The 20,141-nt window shown below is 58.4% G+C and carries 22 protein-coding genes and 1 riboswitch; of the genes, 19 read left to right on the forward strand and 3 right to left on the reverse strand.

Annotated elements, in window-relative coordinates:
• Positions 1 to 64 precede the first annotated feature (64 nt).
• A complete protein-coding gene (locus ACYJRZ_RS27650) occupies positions 65 to 1,021 on the reverse strand; it encodes a transketolase family protein (protein WP_459464077.1) in 957 nt (318 codons plus the stop codon).
• A complete protein-coding gene (locus tag ACYJRZ_RS27655) occupies positions 1,021 to 1,830 on the reverse strand; it encodes a transketolase (RefSeq protein ID WP_459464141.1) in 810 nt (269 codons plus the stop codon). Before ACYJRZ_RS27655 ends, ACYJRZ_RS27650 begins: the two co-directional genes overlap by 1 nt.
• Positions 1,831 to 2,053: 223 nt before the next feature.
• On the opposite strand from ACYJRZ_RS27655, the gene ACYJRZ_RS27660 reads away from it, so the two are divergent.
• The 14 genes from ACYJRZ_RS27660 (at position 2,054) to ACYJRZ_RS27725 (ending at position 14,423) form a co-directional block, all read left to right on the forward strand.
• Positions 2,054 to 3,034 (forward strand): ABC transporter permease, encoded by a 981-nt coding sequence (locus ACYJRZ_RS27660; RefSeq protein WP_459464143.1) that lies wholly within the window; start codon positions 2,054 to 2,056, stop codon positions 3,032 to 3,034.
• A 116-nt stretch (positions 3,035 to 3,150) separates the two neighbouring features.
• Positions 3,151 to 4,080 carry a sugar ABC transporter substrate-binding protein gene (locus ACYJRZ_RS27665; protein ID WP_113353195.1) on the forward strand — a complete coding sequence of 310 codons (930 nt, stop codon included), beginning with the start codon at positions 3,151 to 3,153 and terminating at the stop codon, positions 4,078 to 4,080.
• A gap of 28 nt (positions 4,081 to 4,108) precedes the next feature.
• Positions 4,109 to 5,587, forward strand: coding sequence for a sugar ABC transporter ATP-binding protein (locus ACYJRZ_RS27670; RefSeq protein ID WP_459464080.1), 1,479 nt, complete (start codon positions 4,109 to 4,111; stop codon positions 5,585 to 5,587).
• A gap of 20 nt (positions 5,588 to 5,607) precedes the next feature.
• Positions 5,608 to 6,396, forward strand: a complete 789-nt coding sequence (locus tag ACYJRZ_RS27675; protein WP_459464082.1) for an SDR family oxidoreductase — start codon at positions 5,608 to 5,610, stop codon at positions 6,394 to 6,396.
• A 4-nt stretch (positions 6,397 to 6,400) separates the two neighbouring features.
• On the forward strand, positions 6,401 to 7,138 hold the full coding sequence (tpiA, locus tag ACYJRZ_RS27680; RefSeq protein WP_459464084.1) for a triose-phosphate isomerase: 738 nt from the start codon (positions 6,401 to 6,403) through the stop codon (positions 7,136 to 7,138).
• 76 nt (positions 7,139 to 7,214) lie between these two features.
• A complete protein-coding gene (locus ACYJRZ_RS27685; protein ID WP_459464085.1) occupies positions 7,215 to 7,997 on the forward strand; it encodes a glucose 1-dehydrogenase in 783 nt (260 codons plus the stop codon).
• A 100-nt stretch (positions 7,998 to 8,097) separates the two neighbouring features.
• Positions 8,098 to 8,245, forward strand: a riboswitch (FMN riboswitch).
• 112 nt (positions 8,246 to 8,357) lie between these two features.
• Positions 8,358 to 8,984 carry a 3,4-dihydroxy-2-butanone-4-phosphate synthase gene (gene ribB / locus ACYJRZ_RS27690; RefSeq protein WP_459464087.1) on the forward strand — a complete coding sequence of 209 codons (627 nt, stop codon included), beginning with the start codon at positions 8,358 to 8,360 and terminating at the stop codon, positions 8,982 to 8,984.
• Positions 8,985 to 9,467: 483 nt separating this feature from the next.
• The gene (locus ACYJRZ_RS27695) at positions 9,468 to 10,088 is read left to right on the forward strand and encodes a TetR/AcrR family transcriptional regulator (RefSeq protein ID WP_459464089.1); all 621 of its coding nucleotides are present in this window, start codon (positions 9,468 to 9,470) and stop codon (positions 10,086 to 10,088) included.
• Between the two features lie 129 nt (positions 10,089 to 10,217).
• Complete coding sequence (locus tag ACYJRZ_RS27700) at positions 10,218 to 10,775, forward strand: sigma-70 family RNA polymerase sigma factor (protein ID WP_459464091.1); 558 nt, start codon at positions 10,218 to 10,220, stop codon at positions 10,773 to 10,775.
• A gap of 278 nt (positions 10,776 to 11,053) precedes the next feature.
• Positions 11,054 to 11,359, forward strand: coding sequence for a BufA1 family periplasmic bufferin-type metallophore (locus ACYJRZ_RS27705; protein ID WP_069610701.1), 306 nt, complete (start codon positions 11,054 to 11,056; stop codon positions 11,357 to 11,359).
• A gap of 63 nt (positions 11,360 to 11,422) precedes the next feature.
• On the forward strand, positions 11,423 to 12,334 hold the full coding sequence (gene bufB / locus ACYJRZ_RS27710) for an MNIO family bufferin maturase (RefSeq protein WP_459464145.1): 912 nt from the start codon (positions 11,423 to 11,425) through the stop codon (positions 12,332 to 12,334).
• On the forward strand, positions 12,321 to 13,124 hold the full coding sequence (locus tag ACYJRZ_RS27715) for an HvfC/BufC N-terminal domain-containing protein (RefSeq protein WP_459464093.1): 804 nt from the start codon (positions 12,321 to 12,323) through the stop codon (positions 13,122 to 13,124). Before bufB ends, ACYJRZ_RS27715 begins: the two co-directional genes overlap by 14 nt.
• Positions 13,121 to 13,633 carry a DoxX family protein gene (locus ACYJRZ_RS27720; RefSeq protein ID WP_459464095.1) on the forward strand — a complete coding sequence of 171 codons (513 nt, stop codon included), beginning with the start codon at positions 13,121 to 13,123 and terminating at the stop codon, positions 13,631 to 13,633. Before ACYJRZ_RS27715 ends, ACYJRZ_RS27720 begins: the two co-directional genes overlap by 4 nt.
• 145 nt (positions 13,634 to 13,778) lie before the next feature.
• A complete protein-coding gene (locus tag ACYJRZ_RS27725) occupies positions 13,779 to 14,423 on the forward strand; it encodes an NrsF family protein (RefSeq protein WP_459464097.1) in 645 nt (214 codons plus the stop codon).
• A gap of 282 nt (positions 14,424 to 14,705) precedes the next feature.
• Here ACYJRZ_RS27725 and ACYJRZ_RS27730 read toward each other — a convergent pair whose 3' ends face one another.
• The gene (locus ACYJRZ_RS27730; protein ID WP_459464099.1) at positions 14,706 to 15,614 is read right to left on the reverse strand and encodes a LysR family transcriptional regulator; all 909 of its coding nucleotides are present in this window, start codon (positions 15,612 to 15,614) and stop codon (positions 14,706 to 14,708) included.
• A gap of 259 nt (positions 15,615 to 15,873) precedes the next feature.
• On the opposite strand from ACYJRZ_RS27730, the gene ACYJRZ_RS27735 reads away from it, so the two are divergent.
• From ACYJRZ_RS27735 to ACYJRZ_RS27755, 5 genes are read left to right on the forward strand one after another with little or no spacing between them, the layout of a single operon-like run.
• The gene (locus ACYJRZ_RS27735; protein ID WP_459464101.1) at positions 15,874 to 16,680 is read left to right on the forward strand and encodes a 5-oxoprolinase subunit PxpA; all 807 of its coding nucleotides are present in this window, start codon (positions 15,874 to 15,876) and stop codon (positions 16,678 to 16,680) included.
• A complete protein-coding gene (locus ACYJRZ_RS27740; protein ID WP_113409448.1) occupies positions 16,667 to 16,909 on the forward strand; it encodes an acetyl-CoA carboxylase in 243 nt (80 codons plus the stop codon). Before ACYJRZ_RS27735 ends, ACYJRZ_RS27740 begins: the two co-directional genes overlap by 14 nt.
• A complete protein-coding gene (locus ACYJRZ_RS27745) occupies positions 16,906 to 18,291 on the forward strand; it encodes an acetyl-CoA carboxylase biotin carboxylase subunit (protein WP_459464104.1) in 1,386 nt (461 codons plus the stop codon). Before ACYJRZ_RS27740 ends, ACYJRZ_RS27745 begins: the two co-directional genes overlap by 4 nt.
• On the forward strand, positions 18,291 to 19,166 hold the full coding sequence (locus tag ACYJRZ_RS27750) for a 5-oxoprolinase subunit B family protein (protein ID WP_459464106.1): 876 nt from the start codon (positions 18,291 to 18,293) through the stop codon (positions 19,164 to 19,166). Before ACYJRZ_RS27745 ends, ACYJRZ_RS27750 begins: the two co-directional genes overlap by 1 nt.
• Positions 19,156 to 20,127, forward strand: a complete 972-nt coding sequence (locus ACYJRZ_RS27755) for a 5-oxoprolinase subunit C family protein (RefSeq protein WP_459464108.1) — start codon at positions 19,156 to 19,158, stop codon at positions 20,125 to 20,127. The genes ACYJRZ_RS27750 and ACYJRZ_RS27755 overlap by 11 nt, the downstream gene beginning before the upstream one ends.
• The last annotated feature ends 14 nt before the right edge of the window (positions 20,128 to 20,141 follow it).

The raw sequence follows: 20,141 nt of genomic DNA on the forward strand, positions 1-20,141 counted from the left end.
ATCATCCGGCTCTAATGACAAGGACGGGCGGTAATCCGCCTCGGTTCCAATGCGTGCTGTTCGTCTATTTGCGCCTGATAAGCGCTTGCGCGGCGTCGGCAATAGCTGGTGGGGCCATGCCGAATTCATCGAGCAGGAATTCGGCAGAACCGGTCGGCGCGTAGATGCCGGGAACGCCGAGGCGCGTCATCGGCACGGGGGCGTTGTCGACGACAACCTCGGCCACGGCCGATCCCAACCCGCCAAAGATCGAATGTTCTTCCGCCGTCACGATCGCGCCGGTTTCCTTGGCGGCGGCAATGATGGCATCCTCGTCGATCGGACGAACCGTGGCGAGATTGATCACCCTGGCCTCTATGCCGCGTTGCGCGAGGATATCGGCGGCGTTCACCATGCGATGGGTCAACGTTCCGTTCGCAATGAGCGTGACATCGGAACCTTCACGCAAGAGATTGGCCTTTCCAAGCTCGAACTTATAATCCTCCGGCAGCAGGTCGGGCACGCCGACCCGCGACAGGCGCAGGAAGCATGGACCATTGTAATTTGCCGCCCATTCCACCGCGGCCGCCGTCTCGATGCGATCGCATGGCGCGATCACGGGAAGGTTGGGCAGAACGCGCGTCCAGGCGAAATCCTCGATGGAGTGATGGGTCGGGCCGAGCTCTCCATAGGCCATTCCAGAGGAAATACCGACGAGCTTGACGTTGGCATTCGAGTAGGAGATGTCGGCCTTGATCTGCTCTAGCGATCTACCTGTGAGGAATGGCGAGGCGCCGCAGACATAGGGGAGGCGTCCGCCATTGGCGAGGCCTGCGCCGACGCCGACCATGTTCTGCTCGGCAATGCCGACATTGACCAGGCGGTCGGGAAACTTCGACTTGAAGCCGCCGAGCTTCGAAGATCCGACCGAATCGTTGCAGACTGCGACGATCGTTTCGTTCTCGGCGGCAAGGCGTTCGAGCGTTAATGCGAAAGCGTCTCGGCAGTCATGGAGCTTGGGTGCATTCACGGGCGCGTTCATTAAAGTGCCTCCGACAATTCTGCCAATGCGACTTCGTACTGTTCCTTGTTCGGAACCTTGTGGTGCCAGTCGACGCGGTCCTGCATGAAAGAGATTCCGTGTCCCTTGTTGGTGTGGGCCACAATGCAGTGGGGACGGTCGCTTCGGTGCTCGAGCGCCGGGACGACCTCATGCATGTTGTTGCCGTCGATTTCGGTAACCTCCCAGCCAAAGGCTTCGAGCTTAGGACGAAGAGGTGCTATGTCATTCGTATCCGAAAGCGCGGCACCCTGCTGGAAACGGTTGTGGTCGACAATCAGGGTGAGGTTATCAAGCCGGAACTGCGCCGCGGCCATGATCGCTTCCCAGTTGGAGCCCTCCTGCATCTCGCCATCGCCGGTGATCACGTAGGTATGGTAGCCGGCGCCCGATAGTTTCGCCGCCTTGGCCATGCCAACAGCAACCGGCAAGCCGTGTCCGAGAGGACCGGTATTGGTTTCGACGCCCGGCACCTTGTTGCAATTGGGGTGGCCATTGAGGCGCGAGTGCGGCTTCAGGAACGTTGAAATCTCGTCTTCCGGAATGAAGCCGCGTTTCGCCAGAGTGACGTAAAGCGCGCATGCCGTATGTCCCTTCGACAGCACAAACCTGTCCCGATCGGGGTGTTTCGGCTGATCCGGCCAGACGCGCAGAACGCGGAAATACAGCGCGGTCAGGAGATCGATCACGGACATCTCGCCGCCGATATGTCCGGCCCCTGCCTCGTAGACTGCCTGGAGGTCTCGCAGACGTATCTGCCGAGCAACGCGTTCAAGTTCGGAAGGCTCCATCATTTCCTCGTGTGAATAAATATTCATCTATTTATATTTTTGCACAGGAAGATCGTTAGTCAAGCCCCCGTGGATGAGTTGTTGTCAAAACAGGCCGAAAAGACTCGGTTGACAGCGCCAAGGTGAGTTGGTAATGAATTTTCCAGCATATGTGAATAAATATTCTAATTTGAAAACCTAGCCGCCAGGCATGGCCGCTAGCCTCAGGTCCCTGGGAGGAATGATGGTGGCGATCGACGTCAATGAACAGAGCCGTCCGACCGTGGCGTGGCTGAAAAAGCTCACCGGCGCTACCGGGCCACTTGTCGGATTGCTCGCTCTTTGCGTTTTCCTGAGCATCAGCACCGACGCGTTTCTTTCGCTCCGCAATGGCCTCAACATTCTCGATCAGATCACCGTGCTTGGGATCATGGCCGTCGGTATGACCTTCGTCATCCTGATCGGTGGCATCGACCTTTCCGTTGGCTCGGTTCTTGCGCTGTCCATGATGGTCATGGGCTGGACGGCAAATATTGCCGGCTTGCCGCTTGCAGCCGGGATTGCCGTCGCACTTGTCGCCTCTGCGGTGAGCGGACTGATCGTCGGACTTCTCGTTACTCTTTTCAGGGTTCCGGCCTTTATCGCGACATTGGCGATGATGTCGGCTGCACGCGGCGTCGCGAACATGATCACTGATGGGCAGCAAATCGTCGGATTTCCCGACTGGTTCATGATGCTCGCGATCGATCGCCATTTCGGTGTGCTGACAGCAACGGTCTTCCTGATGCTGGCGGTCGTCGCCGTGGCCTGGGTGTTCCTGCACTTCCGCTCCGAGGGGCGCATGCTCTATGCCGTGGGGGGCAACCCGGAAGTGGCTCGTCTTGCCGGTATCAATGTCCAGCTCGTGACGATAGCGGTCTATGTCGCAAGCGCAGCGCTCGCCGGTCTGGCCGGCATCGTGCTGGCGGCCCGCCTCGATTCCGTTCAGCCATCCAGCGGCTTTGGATACGAACTCGACACGATTGCGGCCGTCGTCATTGGCGGCACTTCGCTCTCCGGTGGATCCGGCGGTATCGGCGGCACGCTGATCGGCGTCCTGATCATCGGCGTCCTGCGCAACGGCCTCAATCTGCTCAACGTCTCGCCATTCCTGCAGCAGGTCATCATCGGCATCGTCATTGTGCTTGCGGTTGGTGCGGAAACGATCCGCAGGCGGCGGGCCTGATATTCGAGTTCGCGTCCGGCGGATCCTAGCGATTTCCTCTCCGAAAGGCTTGGAGCGGATCATTTGCCCGAGGGGGAGGATATGCCCAAGGGTTCACTAAAAAAGGAGGAAATGAAATGAAACTTGCGCGCATTCTTCTGGCCTCGGCCGCCGTGCTGGCGATGTCATTGGGCTCTGTTCAGGCAAAAGACACCAAGAAGATCGGCCTTGCCGTCGCAAACCTGCAGGCAAACTTCTTCAACCAGATCAAGCAATCCGTCGAGGATGAAGCCAAGAAGCGCGGCATCCAGGTGGTTACCGTGGATGCTAAGGGCGATGGCCCGACCCAGATCAACCAGATCCAGGATCTGCTGACCCAGAACATAGATGCCTTGATCTATATTCCGGCCGGCGCTGCGGCCGCGAGCGTTCCCGTAAAGCTTGCCAAGAATGCCGGCATTCCGGTTGTCAACGTCGACCGCAACGCCGACGGCGCCCCCGGCGACACCTTCCTCGCCACGGATTCCGTCGCGTCCGCCAAGGCCGTTTGCGACTACATCCTCAAACAAGCCGGCGGCAAGGGCAAGATGGTCATCATTCACGGTCAGAAGGGCACGACGCCTGAAGTTGACCGCAGCAAGGGCTGCGCTGAATCGCTGAAGGCGAATCCCGGCGTGAAGGTGGTTGCCGAGCAGTATTCCAACATGTGGGCCCAGGACGAGGGATTCCAGATCATGCAGAACATGCTGCAGGCAAATCCTGACGTATCGATCGTGTTTGCTCAGGCCGACGCGCTTGCACTCGGCGCAGCGCAGGCGATCAAGGTTGCAAACCCGTCCCAGAAGATCGTTGTCGGCGGCTTTGACGGCGATACCGCCGCTCTCGAAGCACTCAGCAAGGGTGTCTTCGACGTCACTGCGACACAGCAGACGCAGAAGATGGGTCGCGATGCGGTCGCCAATGCGGTCAAGCTCGTCGCCGGCGAGAAGGTGCCCGCAGTGCAACTCATGGACGCCACGCTGACGACCAAGGAAAACGTGGCCGGCTTTATCGCCAACCATCCGTAATCGTCCTGGAATCTTGAGGAGGTGTGCCGTGACTGAGCCCGTTCTTTCCCTGAGAGGCATATCCAAGCGCTACGGACCGCTTCAGGTGCTGAAGAATGTCAGCCTTGATGTCTATCCGGGTGAAGTGGTCGCGCTTCTCGGCGAAAACGGCGCCGGCAAATCGACATTGTCGGGCATTATCGCCGGATCACGCACGCCTTCCGAGGGAACGATGACATGGCTGGGGCAGCCCTATGCCCCGGCCACTCCACGCGAGGCGATCGACAAGGGCGTCGTCCTGATCCATCAGGAATTGCAGCTCCTGCCACATCTTTCGATCGCTGAAAATGTCTTTATTGGGCGATGGCCGATGAAGAACGGGGCTGTCGATCGCCCCCAGATGGTTCGGCGTGCGCAGGAACAGCTTGCCCGCCTGAACCTGCATATTCCAGCGACGCGAAAGGTCGCGGGCCTGTCGACGGCCAATCAGCAGCTCATCGAAATCGCCAAGGCGCTGGCGCTCAATGCCAAGCTGCTGATCCTTGACGAACCGACGGCCGCGCTTGGTGGCGCGGAGACGGAAGCGCTGTTCGAGCAGGTGAGAAAGCTTCGGTCCGAAGGTGTCGGCATTGTTTACATTTCCCACCGCATGGAAGAGATCAAGCAGATCACCGATCGCATCGTCGTCCTGCGCGATGGCGAGCGCGTCCAGGAGTTTGCCGACAGCGCCACACCCGTCCGTACCATCGTCGAAAGCATGGTCGGCCGTTCGCTGGACCGGATGTTCCCGGCTCTTCCCGAACCGACGGATCGCCCTGTTTTGCAGGTCAGCGGATTGAGTTCGGCTGACGGGTCTTTCCGGGACGTGACGTTCGATGTTCGCGCCGGTGAGATCCTCGGCATTGCCGGGCTGGTTGGTGCCGGCCGCACCGAACTCGTTCGCGCCATTTCTGGCGCTGATCCGATCAGCGCCGGTTCGATCAGGCTGGAGGGTGAAGAGCTCAAGCTTCGCGATCCGGCGGATGCGATCGCCAAGGGCATCGTCATGGTGCCCGAGGATCGCAAGGAACAGGGCCTGGTCGTGGGTCATCGCATCAGCGAGAACATCATCTATGCCAACCTCGACAAACTCGGTGGGCGTTGGATCACATCACGCATCAAACGTGCTTTCGCCGAAAAGGCTGTGGCGAAGTTCGGTGTCAAGGGCCGGGCCGAGCAATATGCCTCGGACCTGTCGGGCGGCAACCAGCAAAAGGTCGTCATCGCAAAGTGGCTGATGCGCGATCCCAAGGTCGTCGTCCTCGACGAGCCGACCCGTGGCATCGATGTCGGCGCGCGAGCCAGCATCTACGACATCATCGTCAACCTCGCAAAGCAGGGGGTAGCCGTCATCGTCGTCAGCTCCGATCTCGAGGAGGTTCTTGGTGTCTCTAACCGAATTCTCGTGCTTGCACAGGGCAAACAGGCAGGCATTCTCAATCGTGACGAGGCCAATGACGTCTCTGTCATGGAACTTGCGACAATCTAGACAAACAGAAAGGAAGAGCGGTGTCCGACATCACTCTGAACGCCCCGAAGCTTTTCGATCTTGAGGGACAGGTCGCGCTTGTGACCGGCGCTGGAAGCGGGATTGGGCAGCGCATCGCAATCGGCCTTGCGCAGTGCGGCGCCAACGTCGCGCTTCTGGACCGTCGATCCGACGATGGTCTAGCGAACACGGCTTCGCATATCGAAGCGGCCGGTCGCCATTCCATCCAGATCGCGGCTGATGTCACCAGCAAATCTTCTCTTGCGGATGCGATTGCCCGCACAGAGGCGGAGCTTGGCGCCTTGACGCTTGCCGTCAACGCCGCCGGTATCGCCAACGCCAACCCTGCGGAGGAGATGGAAGAGGACCAATACCAGACGCTGATGGACATCAACCTGAAGGGCGTCTTCCTGTCCTGCCAAGCAGAAGCGCGCGCCATGCTGAAAAATGGACGCGGATCGATCGTCAATATTGCCTCCATGTCCGGCGTCATTGTCAATCGCGGCCTGAGCCAGGCCCATTACAACGCCTCAAAAGCCGGTGTGATCCACATGTCGAAGTCGCTGGCGATGGAGTGGGTCGGTCGCGGCATCCGCGTCAACACCATCTCGCCGGGATATACGGCGACGCCGATGAACACGCGTCCGGAAATGGTTCACCAGACCAAACTTTTCGAAGAGCAGACGCCGATGCACCGCATGGCAACGGTCGATGAGATGGTCGGCCCCGCCGTCTTCCTGCTGTCGAATGCCGCGAGCTTCGTGACGGGCGTCGATCTGCTCGTCGACGGTGGCTTCTGCTGCTGGTGATGTGATGAAGAAACTGATTGTCGGCAACTGGAAAATGAACGGTCTCGCTTCCTCCCTGGCTGAGATCGAGGCGCTGAAGGGGCTAACGGGCGAGGCGGCGTGTGACATCGTCGTCTGCCCGCCCTTCACGCTGGTCGAGAAAGCTGTCGAACGGGCGCGGGGGTCGGGGATTGCCATCGGGGCACAGGATTGCCACGCGCAGACCTCAGGCGCCTATACCGGAGATGTTTCTGCCGAGATGCTCGTCGAAATCGGCGCTCGCTTTATAATCTTGGGACATTCCGAACGGCGTTCGGCTTACAAGGAGATGGATGCCTTGGTCGCAGGCAAGGCCGTCGCCGTCCATGGGGCGGGGCTGGTAAGCATCATTTGCGTCGGCGAGACGCGAGAAGAACGGGACGAGGGCAGGGCGATCGAAGTGGTTCGTGCCCAGCTAGAAGCATCAATTCCCAACACTGCAACCAGTTCGAACACGACGATCGCCTATGAACCAGTATGGGCGATCGGAACAGGACTGGTTCCGACCCTGGAACAGATCGAGGAGATACATTTGTCTATCCGCCAGGCGCTTGAAAAGCGGCTGGGAGAAAATGGGCAGGGTGTCAGAATCCTCTATGGCGGCTCGGTCAAGGCGTCGAATGTAAAGGCGATCTTCGGCGTTTCCAACGTCGATGGCGCTCTCGTCGGAGGTGCGTCGCTGAAGGCATCGGAGTTTGCCGGGATTATTACGGCGGCCGCTTGAAATCGCCAGCAACAGGCGGGGCGATCGGCCCCTGAGCCGGCGCCTTGCGTGGCTGTCATCGCGAAAGGAATAGAGAATGCAACGCTTCGAAAACAAGACTGTCGTCATTACCGGCGCAAGCCGCGGCATCGGGGCCGCGATCGCCAAACGGTTCGCGCGTGAGGGCGCCAATCTCGTAGTCTCGGCCAATGAGGATTCCGTCCAAACGGTCGCCGATGCGATCAAGGCTGACGGCGGAAAGGCGATTTCTTTCGTCGGTGACGTGACCGACAAGGCCAGCGTGAAGGGTCTCTACGATGCGGCCGAGACGGCCTTCGGCGCTGTCGATGTCTCCATCCAGAATGCCGGCGTCATCACCATTGCCCGCATCGAGGATATGACCGAGCGCGAATGGGATAAGGTCATGGCGGTGAATACAAAGGGTGTCTTTCTCTGCGCCCAGGAAGCAATTGCCCGCATGCGCAAGCATGGCCGCGGCGGCCGTATCATCAACACGGCTTCCGGCCAGGCGCGAGACGGCTTTATCTACACGCCGCACTATGCGGCATCCAAGATGGGTGTCGTCGGCATTACCCAGAGCCTCGCCAAGGAAGTTGCGACCGAAGGGATCACTGTGAACGCCTTTTGCCCTGGTATCATCGAAACCGACATGTGGGCCTATAACGACCAGGCTTGGGGCAAGCTTTTGGGCAATTACGGCCCCGGCGAGCTCATGAAAGAATGGGTCGAGGGCATTCCGATGAAACGGGCCGGATCGGGCGAAGATGTCGCAGGTCTCGTCACTTTCCTTGCCAGCGACGATGCGGCCTATATCACCGGCCAGACGATCAATGTCGATGGCGGCTTGATCATGTCGTAGTTCGACAATGAGGAACGGTGCGTTCATTGGGTGGATCGGATTCTCGACGATTTGGCGATCAAAGCCTCTTGCGGAATGAGGCATTGATCCCTTATCTTTCAATCGTTCTCAGGGCGGGGTGTAATTCCCCACCGGCGGTATGAGGAGTTTCCTTGAGCCCGCGAGCGCCTTTCGAGCTTTCGGAAGGGTCAGCAGATCCGGTGAGATGCCGGAGCCGACGGTCATAGTCCGGATGGAAGAGAGCAACGCAGGAGACGCCGCTTCGCCGTGGCGTTCACATGCTTGTTCGCCCAAGGGAAAATGGTGGCTTTGACCGGCCATGCACGCCGTTTTAAACGGCAACCCTTGAAAGGCAGGAAAATGGCAATTTCGAAAATTGAAGATGCGATCGCTGCAATTGCGCGGGGCGAGATCATCGTGGTTGTCGATGATCGTGACCGCGAAAACGAAGGCGACCTGGTGATCGCTGCGGAAGCGGTCACACCGCAGGCGATCGCCTTCATGATGAACCACGCCCGCGGTCTCATCTGCGTTCCGATGGAAGGCGAAAGGCTTGACGAGCTCGACATTCCGTTGATGGTGCCGCGCAACACGGAGGTCCTCAAGACTGCCTTCACCGTTTCGGTCGACTACATCCCCGGAACGACCACCGGAATATCCGCCGCTGACAGAGCAGCAACCGTCAAAGCTCTCGTCACGGATGGTTCACGCCCGGAGGAATTTGCCCGTCCCGGTCATATTTTCCCGCTTCGCGCACACCCGAATGGCGTCTTGTCCCGTCCCGGCCATACTGAAGCAGCTGTGGATCTTGCCAGACTTGCCGGCTTGGCACCTTCCGGCGTGATTTGTGAAGTGGCAAATGACGACGGCACGATGGCCCGGCTACCGGAACTCGAGGTATTCGCCGAACGTCACCATCTTCACTTGATCACCATCGAGGACCTGATCGCCTATCGGTTGGCGAACATGCCTGAGAAAGCGGCTTGACCTGTCGGGTCGTTCCGCCAGCAGGCCAGGGCCGATCGCCAAAGCGCAGAAACGAATCTGAAAGAACGCGATGCGCCTCGAAGCCCAGGTATAGCGCCTCAATCGTAATATTCTTGGAGGTCTGCAGCGGGCTTCGATCCTTCAACCGAGGCCACGCTTCTCGCCGGTTCCATAAATCCGATTACGCTGCAAACAACGCTCCGCTTAATCAGGAGATCGGGTTTTCAATCGCTTAGCGCATTAAGCGCGCGGATCGCAGGTTCGAATCCTATCAAGAGTACAGATAAGGGATTCTTCCGAGAGCTTGTCCCATAAGTGCGAAGTCGATCTGGGAAGAAGCCAGGTTTGATAAGGGCCAATTCGTTCATATCCAGATCAAATTAAACCTTCAGCAATCACACGCGCGCTCGTCCTTGCATGACGAGTTGCATTTTAAATCGAGCGTTATAAAATCCCAATGCGAAGTACGGATCTGCCGGATGCATGACCGAATTCCTGAGAGTTGATTCTATGGCTCGGCCACGAGAGTTCGATGAAGAAAGAGTGCTTGAGTTGGCGGTGGAGCAGTTCTGGGAACAGGGATACGAAGCAACATCCATCCGAGATCTTGCGAACGCCATGGGGTTGACGACAGCGAGCGTTTACAACGCCTTTGGCGATAAGCGAACTGTTTACCGCCGAGCGCTTGATTTTTATGTCGAGCGAAGTTTTGGCGACCGCGTCGGGCGATTTGAATCAAAACCACCGCTGCTTGCGATCAAGGCCTTTTTTGATGAAATCATCGACCGCTCGCTGGGCGACGTAAAACGAAAGGGCTGCATGCTTGTGAATTCTGCGCTCGAGGTTGCGCCTCACGACGAAGAATTCCAACGGGTCGTGGCAGGAGTATTGTTACAAGTCGAAGGCTTCTTTGGGCGATGTGTTCGGAAAGGCCAAGATGACGGGACCATAAGCGATCGGCTAAACGCGTCGGACCTTGCTCGCACGCTTTTGAGTACGTTACTCGGCATCCGGGTTCTTGCACGTACGCGGCCTGAAAGGGAACTGCTCGAAGGGCTGATCAGGCCGGTTTTCTGGCTTCTCGAACCAAATGCCACAACGTGACCCAGACGTCAGATCCGCATCACATTCCGTTCATCGCGAGCTCTTTCCATCGCACTGATATATCCATGGCAAAAAAAGCGATCCCGCCTGTATCAATTCTCCTCTCGGTCTCGAAACAGGATGCATCGGATGAGAAATCCGGCGCGTGAAGAAGAATGGGCGCGGTGGATGCGGTCGGCAATTGCCGGAGATGCACGGTCCTATCATAAGCTGCTAACTGCCGTGACGCCCCACCTTCGTGTCATGGCGCGCAGACGGTGCGAGCAATACGGCGCGCCAGCAAGTGAGGCTGAGGATGTCGTTCAGGAGGTATTGCTAGCTATCCATCTTAAACGCGGAACCTGGGACCGATCCCGGCCGCTAGGCCCGTGGATGGCTGCTCTGGTTCGCAACAAATTGGTGGACAGCCTTCGGCGTAGAGGCAACGAAATCAGAGTTCCGCTAGAGGACGTGATCACGCTCCTGGAAAGCGAGGAGCGGCTGGATGCCGGGGATCGCCTGGATGTTGAGAAGATGCTTGCTCGTCTCAAAGAGCCTCAGCGAACAATCGTGCAATCGATTTCAATAGAAGGAATAAGTGTTCGGGAAACTGCGGAACGAATGAGCATGACAGAGGTGGCCGTGCGGGTTTCACTCCATCGCGCATTAAAGGCCCTCTCGGCCCGGTATGTGGGAACGACAAATTGAAGACAGAGGACCTTATCTCGCGGATTGCACAAAGTGCCTCATTTTGAGCAGGGCCTAATTCGCTTCCGAAAGCTGTTCCTGACGTTTGCGCAGTCTAGGCCTACGGCTCATTTTGGAGTGAGAGCCGTGGGAGCCGCTGCTGATTTGCGCGAGCCCATCTGGGAAACGGCACGTGAGGCAATCACGATCATGTGATGATCACTTCGGTAACATCCGCCTCGCGCTTTGCGAACTCCTTATGCGCTCAACCAGAGCGTCGTTTCGACAAGGAGAATCAAATGTCCATCAAAACCGCCATCAATAGTGCCGTGCTCGCCGGTGCGGTCACAACCGCTCTTGCTTCGATGGTCAGCGCTGCCCCGCTTACGAAAGCAGAGGCGAGTGCCGCCGTCGCCGCTCACAAGGAAAAGTGCTTCGGCGTCGCTCTTAAGGGACAAAACGATTGTGCTGCTGGTCCGGGAACGACCTGCCAGGGCACATCGACGGTCGATTTCCAAGGCAATTCCTGGAAGTTCGTTCAGGGCGGCACCTGCACGTCGATTGTTCTGCCAAATGGCAAGCACGGCTCTTTGAAGGCGATCTAAGTCAAAACGAAAGCCAACAGAATTGGAAAGCGGAGAAGAACCATGAAACAGATCCACACAACCATGGCCGCATCACCATCAGCGGAGCTTCCTTTCCGCTTTCCGACCCACCCGATTGCAGGTCTGGCGGGGACCAGTTTCAAACATGAACATTTTCCGGCGATCGTCGCAGATGGCCCGCATAGAGGCTTCTTCGAAGTCCACGCGGAAAACTATATGGGCGCAGGCGGGCCGCCGCACCGAGCGCTCGAACAGATCCGGACCGCTAATCCAGTGTCGCTTCATGGCGTTTGCATGTCGATCGGCGGGCCTCAGCCGCTGGACAAAGCGCATCTTGAGCGCTTCCGATCCCTCGTCGAACGCTATGAGCCTGCCCTTGTATCAGAGCACCTTGCCTGGTCGACGCATCAGACGACCTTTCTCAACGACCTGCTTCCCCTGCCATATACACCGGAAAGCCTCGCGCGGGTTTGTGAGCATATCGAGGAGGTGCAGGAAGCCATCGGCCGGCCGATCCTTCTGGAGAACCCTTCGACTTATGTGACTTTCAGACAATCCACGATGAGCGAGACCGACTTCATCGGCTCAATCGCTCGACGCACCGGATGCGGTCTTCTGCTCGACGTCAACAACGTGTTTGTGTCCGCGACCAACCACGGCTTTTCGGCACTGGATTATCTATCCGGTTTTCCGCTTGCCGCGGTCGGAGAGATCCACCTCGCGGGCCATGCCGAACAGGCCGACGACGAGGGCGATCTGCTGCTGATCGATAGTCATGACGGGCCGGTCGCGGACGCGGTCTGGAAGCTCTATGAGATCGTTATCAGCCGCTGCGGTCCGATCCCGACCCTTATCGAATGGGACAGCAATATTCCGGATTGGCCGGTGTTACGCAGCGAAGCGCTCGCCGCTCAGGCAATCCTCGACCGCCACCTGTCCATCGCCTTACCGGATCAAAGCTATGCAGCAGCCTGATATCCCGTCCGGCCGGACGAATCTCCTCAGCTACGCCGCTGACTTTGCGCCGGCCCTGACGAACCCCGACGTTGACACGCCCGCCGACGTTGTCGGCCCGAACGGCAAGGGTGCTGTCAAGCGCTACAATGTCTACCGCAACAACGTCACCGTCAGCCTGATCGACGCCCTTGCAGGGATTTTCCCCGCTGTCCAGCGCCTCACCGGTCCTGATTTCTTCCGGGCGATGGCGCGTTTCCATCTCAGAGAAACGCCGCCGAGTTCGCCACTGCTCTTCGAATATGGACGAGAATTTCCGGCATTCATTGAGCGATATGAATACGCCCAGTCATTGCCATGGCTCGCCGATGTCGCGAGAATTGAGCGAGCTTGGCTCGACGCCTACCATGCTGCGGATGTGCAGCCGCTCCAACCCGATGTGCTGGCGTCCGTACCGCCGGATCGTCTCGCAGATCTGATCTTCCTGCCGCATCCGTCCGCCAGGATCGTTCGCTCCCGCTACCCAGCGCTGACAATCTTCGCCGCAAATCGCAGCGACAAGCCGGTCGGTCAGATCGAAGCAACTGAGCCGGAAGACGCGCTGATCACGCGACCCGATATGGAGGTGGTGGTGCGCCACCTTCCTCCCGGCGGAGCGGATTTTCTGGGCTACCTCGTTTCTGGCGAGCCGTTGGGCGTTGCCGCAGCCAGGGCCATCGAAGCCTGCCCATCCTTTGATATCGCGGCCAGCGTCGCGGGCATGGTCGAAGCGGGCGTATTTTCTTCAGTCACTCTGGGAGACGTAGCATGACATCGACCACCCCTCCGCAATCTTCGATCAAGGTCTTGCAGCCAATCGTAACGCTCGTGGAGCTCGCCCAGACCGCTGTGCGCACAGTTGCGCAGCCGACGATTGTCCAAGCAGTCATGCGCTTTGCTCTCGCCGTGCCCTTCTGGAAATCCGGCATTCTGAAATGGGACGGCTTTCTGCAGCTGAACGACACGGCCGTCACCCTGTTTACCGACGAGTTCATGTTGCATCTGCCGGGCGGTCCTTACCCGTATCCGGCGCCGATGACCATGGCCTTCCTTTCCGGTTCAGCGGAGATCACGCTTCCGATACTGCTCGTCCTTGGCTTCGCCACCCGTTTTGCCGCGACTGGCCTACTGCTCATGACACTGATCGTCGAGCTGACTGTGCCGGATGGGTGGCCGATCCACATTACCTGGGCAGCCATGGCGTTGTCGTTGATGGCCTGGGGCCCCGGAAAATTCTCGGTCGACCACCTTCTCTCAAGATGGATCGTCGCTCGCGAATAACAGCCATAACTAGGAACCCAGACCAGGCCAGAGTGGCGATGGCCAGGTTGAAGACACGGCGCTTGATGCTTTTGGCGTAAAACATCATATGTGCCATTACAGGCGGTGATGATTGCGATCCGGTGCTATCGGATCGTCCGGTAGGATGAGCGGCGTGAAAACAGAAGATCTGATAAACCTGATAGCAGAGGACACGCGGCGACCCGTCAACTTGACCTTAAATTTATCGGTCGCCGTTGCGGCTGGCTCTTTGGTTTCCGGCCTTGTCTTCTTTTTGACGCTGGGCTTTCGACACGACATCGGCCAGGCAATCGAGACTGTGCGGTTCGGCTTCAAATTTGTTGTCACTCTCTCCCTTTTTGTGGCTGCGTTATCCCTGACGGGGCCGGTAATTCGACCGGGCAGGGATGTTGGCAAGAGACGGTTTCTGCTTTTAATCGCGCCAGTTCTTTTGCTCGCAGCAACCGCCCTGGAGTTACTGGTCACGCCGTCCGATGTCTGGCTCGATAAATTGATAGGCCATAACTCTTTGCATTGCCTCACGATCATACCGGCGCTATCTGCGTTCCCCGGCACGTTTCTGTTCCTCGCCATGCGTCAAGGCGCGCCAGAAAACCCAGGCCTCGCCGGCGCACTTGCAGGCCTTGTTTCAGTCGGGATCGCTGCCACACTCTACGCGACGAACTGCTTTGACGACAGTCCGCTGTTCGTTACCACCTGGTATCCTTTGGCGACCCTTATCGTGGTGACGATCAGCTATTTGGCGGGCAAACGTTTCCTACGGTGGTAGTCAGCTGCGATTTCCATATTTACTATGAGACTCAGATAATTCGGACTCCATTATCCCAGTAACATCAGTCACTTAGTTTCAAAATGTTGATTACGCTGCAAACAACGCTCCGCTTAATCAACGGATCGGGTTTTCAATCGCTTAGTGCATTAAGCGCGCGGATCGCTGGTTCGAATCCAGTCAAGAGCACAGATGTTCTCCGTCCTGATAACAGCCAATTTGTTTCGCTTCTTCAAAGGTCGCGGTGCTCCTTGCGTTACATTGGTTTTACCCGCCAGGTATTTATGCGTTCGTACCCGGCAGGCTGTAGGCCTGTTGGAAATAACGGCGGAAGGCAAGCATGGGCGGGCTGAAGTCGACATTGGCTCGCCAGGCGAGTCCTACATCCATAGGCGGAACCGGGTCCTGTATATTGACGGTCTCGATGCGCCTTCCCTCAAGCGACCAGGGACGGTGCACCATGTCCGAAAGGATGGCGACGCCGAGGCCGTTTGCCACCATTGACCTGACAGCCTCGATCGAACTGGTCCTCAGGAGCACCTTGGGCTGATAGGAACTCTGGCTCCAATAGCGCAGCGAAGAATGTGCCGCCTCATCGACCGTCAACATGATGTAGGGTTCTTCGGCGATTTCACGCAGGCCTATCCCGTCGCGACGTTGCAGGTCGTGGCCGGCTGGCAACCAGAGGCGCCTGACCGAACTCAGAAGCGTCTCGGTCATCAGCATCGGATTGAGGATGTTCGAGGTCAGCAAGACCGAGATGTCGTAGCGATTGGTCAGCAAGCCTTCTTCGATCGACTCGCGATTGACTTCGTAGAGCTGAATTTTCAGCTTCGGATAGAGGCGGCGGATACGCTCGATGTGCATCGGCAGGAAATAGCCGATGACGGTGTAGGTCGCTGCGACGACGAGTTCGCCTTCGATGTCGCTGCTAACGAGGTTGAGATGGGTCGCCTCGTCAACTTTCGCCAAGATCTCATAGGCATGGGACAGGAATTGCCGGCCTGCTGTCGTCAGGTCCATGCCCTGTGGCGTGCGGTTGAACAGAGAGACGCCGACCGTGAGTTCGAGATCCTTGATCGCCGCAGTGACGGCAGATTGGGAGATCGACAGGCTGACGGCCGCATGCGAGATCTGTCCATATTCCGCCGTTGCGACGAAGTAGCGAAGCTGCCGCAGGCTCAAGCTCATGAAGTTCTTCCCATCTATTTATCTGAAAACATCTGCTGCGATTCAGATTTCATGGATCTAAAACGAGCTGATTTTCGATAGAACCGTACGCAACTCTAATATATAGTTGATATTACAATATATTTTGTGATGCTATTTTGAGCATAGATATCAGTTTATCAGATATCATGGTTTTAAAAATTGTATTTTTCAACGACAGCCTTTGCCTCTAGCGTTCACATATCGGTCCCGATTGGAATGCAGGTGCGAGGGAAGGCGTTTGAAGGAAGCTGTCGATATCAATTGCGACATGGGGGAGGCCTTCGGCCGGTGGCGGATCGGCGATGCGCATGACGAGGAGCTTATCTCGCTCATCAGTTCGGCCAATATTGCCACCGGATTTCACGCCGGCGATCCCAATCTGATGGATGAGACCGTACGGATGGCCGCCGCCCACGGCGTCGGCGTCGGAGCTCATCCCGGCTATAATGATCTCCAGGGCTTCGGACGACGCAAGATCAACGGCACCAGCCGCGAGATCGTCAATGATCTGGTCTATCAGGTCGGTGCGCTACGCGAATTTGCCAGACGTCATGGCGTGCCCGTCCAGCATGTAAAGCCGCATGGCGCTCTCTATATGGAATTGGCGGCGAACGCCGATCTCTCGCAGATCTTCATACAATATATGCGCACCGTGGCGCCGAACATGTTCGTGTTCTGTATGGATGGCTCGGCAACCTGCCTTGCTGCGCAGGAGGCCGCCCAACCTATCGTGCGCGAGTTCTATGCTGATCGAGACTACGATGATACGGGCTGGATCGTCTTTACCAGGGATGCCGGTCGCCCTGATCCAAAGGCAATTGCCCGCAAGGTCGTGAAAGCCTGCACCGAAGGTGTCGTGCGTACCGTCAACGGTGCAGATATCCCCATCGCCTTCGATTCCATCTGTTTTCATTCCGATACTTTGGGTGCGCTCGATATCGTGCGCCACATGCGCGAAGCCCTCATTGCCGAGGGTATCAGGATTGCACCCGTTTCACAGATTTTGAACAGCGACGCAGCGCGGAGGTCCCATGAGCAAGCTTGAGATCAGATCACCCCTTCCGGGAACCTTCTACCGGGCTTCCTCTCCGGACACGCCGCCCTTCAAGGCCGATGGCGATGCCGTTGCTGCCAGTGATACGATCGGCCTCATCGAGGTCATGAAAACCTTCCAGCAGATCCCTGCTGGGCTCGATGGCAAGAACATCACCTTTCTCGTCGATAATGAAGAGCCTGTCATGGCCGGCCAGATCATAGCGGAGGTGGACCCATGACGATCCGCTCCGTTCTGATCGCCAATCGCGGCGAGATCGCCGTCAGGATCATAGAGGCGGCTAAAGCGCTCGGCATTCGCACCGTGCAGGTTCATAGTGCCGCTGATGCCGACATGCTGGCGGTTAAACTGGCGGACGAGACGATCGATATCGGCTCGCCGGCTCCAAAGAAATCCTATTTGAACATCGACGCCATCGTCTCGGCGGCGCGGTCGGTGGGCGTGGATGCCGTTCATCCGGGCTATGGGTTTCTGTCCGAAAACGGAGATTTCGCCGATGCCGTCGACGCGGCGGGCATGATCTTCATTGGACCGAGCGGCGAGGCCATCCGGCTGCTCGGCGACAAGGTGGCAGCCCGCGAGATTGCGAAACGGGCCGGCGTCCCGACGGTGCCGGGAAGTGATGGTCGCGTGGCGGATATTGCGGCTGCAGAAGCGATTGCCGAACGCATCGGCTTTCCCGTCATGATTAAGGCGGCCGCCGGCGGCGGTGGACGTGGTATCCGCATCGTCCAGTCACTTACCGAACTCAGGGAACAGTTTCCGCTCGCCTCGGCGGAGGCGGCGGCCGCTTTCGGCGATGGCCGCCTCTACATGGAGAAGGTCATCACCCGCGCCCGCCACATCGAGGTGCAGATTTTCGGCGATGGACGGAATTTCGTCCATTGCTTCGAACGTGAGTGCTCGCTGCAACGTCGCCGTCAGAAAGTGTGGGAGGAAGCGCAAGCCTCCACGCTGCCCGATGACATCAGGCAGCGCCTTTGCGCCAGCGCCGTGGCGCTTGCCGCCGAAGTCGGTTATCGCGGCGCGGGCACGGTGGAATATCTCTACGACGAGGATACCAGGCAATTCTACTTCATCGAAGTGAATACTCGCATCCAGGTCGAGCATCCGGTAACTGAAATGATTACCGGCATCGATCTGGTGCAGGAGATGTTCAGGGTGGCCGGCGGCGCTCCCTTGTCGCTCTCTCAATCCGATATTCGGGCACGCGGTCACGCCATCGAATGCAGGATCAATGCCGAAGACCCGGCCAGGGGCTTTCTGCCGACGCCCGGCACTGTGACGCGGCTCTCGGTTCCGGAAGGCGAAGGCATTCGCTTCGATACGATGCTCTACGCCGGCTATACCGTGCCGCCCTTCTACGACTCCCTGCTAGGCAAGCTGATCGTCTGGGCCGAGGATCGCGATGCCTGCCTCCACAGGTTGGCCGGCGCTCTTTCCAATCTGGCGATCGAAGGCTTGCCGACGACGATCCCTCTGCATCTCGCGCTCGCCCGCGACCCGTCGGTGCGCAAGGGCGCATTCCACACACGTTTTCTCGAAACCTGGCTGGAGACCGATTTTGCCGCGGTTGACGGCGTATCGGCGGAGGTTGCCTGATGCCTGCTCGCTTTACGTTCGGAGGTGACGAGCATCTTTTCGTCGAATGCAGCGACGAGATGTCCCTCGAAGCCTTCTTCAAGAGCCTGTCGATGGCCAAGGGGGTGCGCGAGAGCGCCATCAAAGGTGTCACCGAAATCTGCCCTGCCAACGCCTCCTTTCAGATCAAGTTCGATCCCGACATAATCAAGCCGGACGATCTCCTGCGCGAGGTCAAGGCAATCGAGAGCGAGGCTGAAAAGGCGGAGCCGCTCATTACCACCCGCATCGTCGAAATCCCTGTTTTCTACAATGATCCTTGGACGCATGAGACGCTGATGCGCTTCCGCGAGCGGCATCAGGAGCCGACGGGGACCGATCTCGACTACGCTACCAGGATCAATGGCTATGATACGGTCGAGGACTTTATTTCGGCTCATACCGGCTCGCCCTGGTTCGTTTCGATGGTCGGCTTCGTTGCCGGCCTGCCGTTCATGTACCAGATGGTGGAGCGGCAGCGGCAGATCGAGGTGCCGAAATATCTGCGCCCGCGAACCGACACACCACGGTTGACGGTGGGACACGGCGGCTGCTTCGGCTGCATCTATTCGGTGCGCGGGGCAGGCGGCTATCAGATGTTCGGCATCACGCCGATGCCGATCTTCGACCCCACGCAAACGACGAGCTATCTCCGCGACTTCATGGTGTTCTTCCGTCCCGGCGATATCGTGAAGTTCCGGCCTATCGATCGTGACGGCTATGACCAGGCGGTCGAGGATGTCGACAAGGGCCGCTTCGCGCCGCCGATCCGCGACGTCAGTTTCGATCTCAGGCAATACCAGGCCGATATAGACGGCTACAACGCCAAGCTGGAGGGCGCGCTGCATGGCCATTAAGGTTCTTCATCACGGCCTTTCCACTACGATTCAGGATCTCGGACGACCCGGCTATTTCCATCTCGGCATTCCCGTTGGGGGCGCCATGGATCGTTATGCGATGCGGGCGGCAAATCTTCTCGTCGGCAATGATGAGGGTGCGGCCGGTCTCGAAGCCGTCTTCATGGGGCCCAAGCTCGAATTTCTCGACGACGCGCTGATTGCGGTTACCGGCGCCGACATGCCCGTCAGGATCGATGACGAGCTCCAACCGGGATGGACGGCACTCAAGGTCAGGGCGGGGCAGACCGTAAGCTTCGACTTTCTGAGGTCCGGGGCGCGGATCTGCATTGCGGTGTCGGGCGGCATCGATGTTCCCGAAGCGCTGGGCAGCCGGTCGACCTATGTGATCGGCGCCCTCGGCGGCCTGAATGGTAAGGCTATCGCTGGCGGAGATGAGCTTCCCGTTGGCTCCGGTTCCATGAAGAACGAGGGGCTATCCATTGCCGAGGAGCTGCGCCGCAAGCCCGGTACACCGGCGGAGCTCCGGGTTCTGCCGGGGCTCTATTGGGATCGGTTGACAGAGCAAACGAAGAGCAACTTCTTTGCCGATCAATGGAAGGTGGCGCCGGAGGCCGATCGCATGGGGTATCGCTTCCGCGGCGGCCGCAAGCTCGAATTCGTCGAGCGCAAGCAGCCCTTCGGTGCAGGCTCGGATCCGTCGAATATCGTCGACAGCTGCTATCCATATGGCTCGATCCAGGTGCCGGGCGGAACCGAGCCGATCATCCTGCATCGCGACGCCGTCTCCGGCGGCGGTTATTTCATGCTGGGAACGGTGATCTCGGCCGACATGGATCTGATCGCCCAACTGCAGCCGCATACGCCAACGCAATTCGTGGAGGTCTCCATGGATCAGGCGCTGGCGGCCCGGGCGGACCGGCAGGCATTGCTTGCGCGCCTTCGCGCTACTCTGGCGTAAGGGATCAAGCGGAT

It is taken from the genome of Rhizobium sp. No.120 (assembly GCF_054558365.1).

Bases quoted from the DNA above. Each gene is read 5' to 3' on its own strand.
- ACYJRZ_RS27695 (WP_459464089.1), top strand. From the start codon at position 9,468: ATGACCGAATTCCTGAGAGTTGATTCTATGGCTCGGCCACGAGAGTTC.
- ACYJRZ_RS27685 (WP_459464085.1), top strand. From the start codon at position 7,215: ATGCAACGCTTCGAAAACAAGACTGTCGTCATTACCGGCGCAAGCCGC.
- ACYJRZ_RS27730 (WP_459464099.1), bottom strand. From the start codon at position 15,614: ATGAGCTTGAGCCTGCGGCAGCTTCGCTACTTCGTCGCAACGGCGGAA.
- bufB (WP_459464145.1), top strand. From the start codon at position 11,423: ATGGCCGCATCACCATCAGCGGAGCTTCCTTTCCGCTTTCCGACCCAC.
- ACYJRZ_RS27740 (WP_113409448.1), top strand. From the start codon at position 16,667: ATGAGCAAGCTTGAGATCAGATCACCCCTTCCGGGAACCTTCTACCGG.
- ACYJRZ_RS27750 (WP_459464106.1), top strand. From the start codon at position 18,291: ATGCCTGCTCGCTTTACGTTCGGAGGTGACGAGCATCTTTTCGTCGAA.
- ACYJRZ_RS27745 (WP_459464104.1), top strand. From the start codon at position 16,906: ATGACGATCCGCTCCGTTCTGATCGCCAATCGCGGCGAGATCGCCGTC.
- ACYJRZ_RS27655 (WP_459464141.1), bottom strand. From the start codon at position 1,830: ATGGAGCCTTCCGAACTTGAACGCGTTGCTCGGCAGATACGTCTGCGA.
- ACYJRZ_RS27725 (WP_459464097.1), top strand. From the start codon at position 13,779: ATGAGCGGCGTGAAAACAGAAGATCTGATAAACCTGATAGCAGAGGAC.
- ACYJRZ_RS27715 (WP_459464093.1), top strand. From the start codon at position 12,321: ATGCAGCAGCCTGATATCCCGTCCGGCCGGACGAATCTCCTCAGCTAC.
- ACYJRZ_RS27650 (WP_459464077.1), bottom strand. From the start codon at position 1,021: ATGAACGCGCCCGTGAATGCACCCAAGCTCCATGACTGCCGAGACGCT.
- ACYJRZ_RS27660 (WP_459464143.1), top strand. From the start codon at position 2,054: ATGGTGGCGATCGACGTCAATGAACAGAGCCGTCCGACCGTGGCGTGG.
- ACYJRZ_RS27700 (WP_459464091.1), top strand. From the start codon at position 10,218: ATGAGAAATCCGGCGCGTGAAGAAGAATGGGCGCGGTGGATGCGGTCG.
- ACYJRZ_RS27665 (WP_113353195.1), top strand. From the start codon at position 3,151: ATGAAACTTGCGCGCATTCTTCTGGCCTCGGCCGCCGTGCTGGCGATG.
- ribB (WP_459464087.1), top strand. From the start codon at position 8,358: ATGGCAATTTCGAAAATTGAAGATGCGATCGCTGCAATTGCGCGGGGC.
- ACYJRZ_RS27755 (WP_459464108.1), top strand. From the start codon at position 19,156: ATGGCCATTAAGGTTCTTCATCACGGCCTTTCCACTACGATTCAGGAT.
- tpiA (WP_459464084.1), top strand. From the start codon at position 6,401: ATGAAGAAACTGATTGTCGGCAACTGGAAAATGAACGGTCTCGCTTCC.
- ACYJRZ_RS27720 (WP_459464095.1), top strand. From the start codon at position 13,121: ATGACATCGACCACCCCTCCGCAATCTTCGATCAAGGTCTTGCAGCCA.
- ACYJRZ_RS27705 (WP_069610701.1), top strand. From the start codon at position 11,054: ATGTCCATCAAAACCGCCATCAATAGTGCCGTGCTCGCCGGTGCGGTC.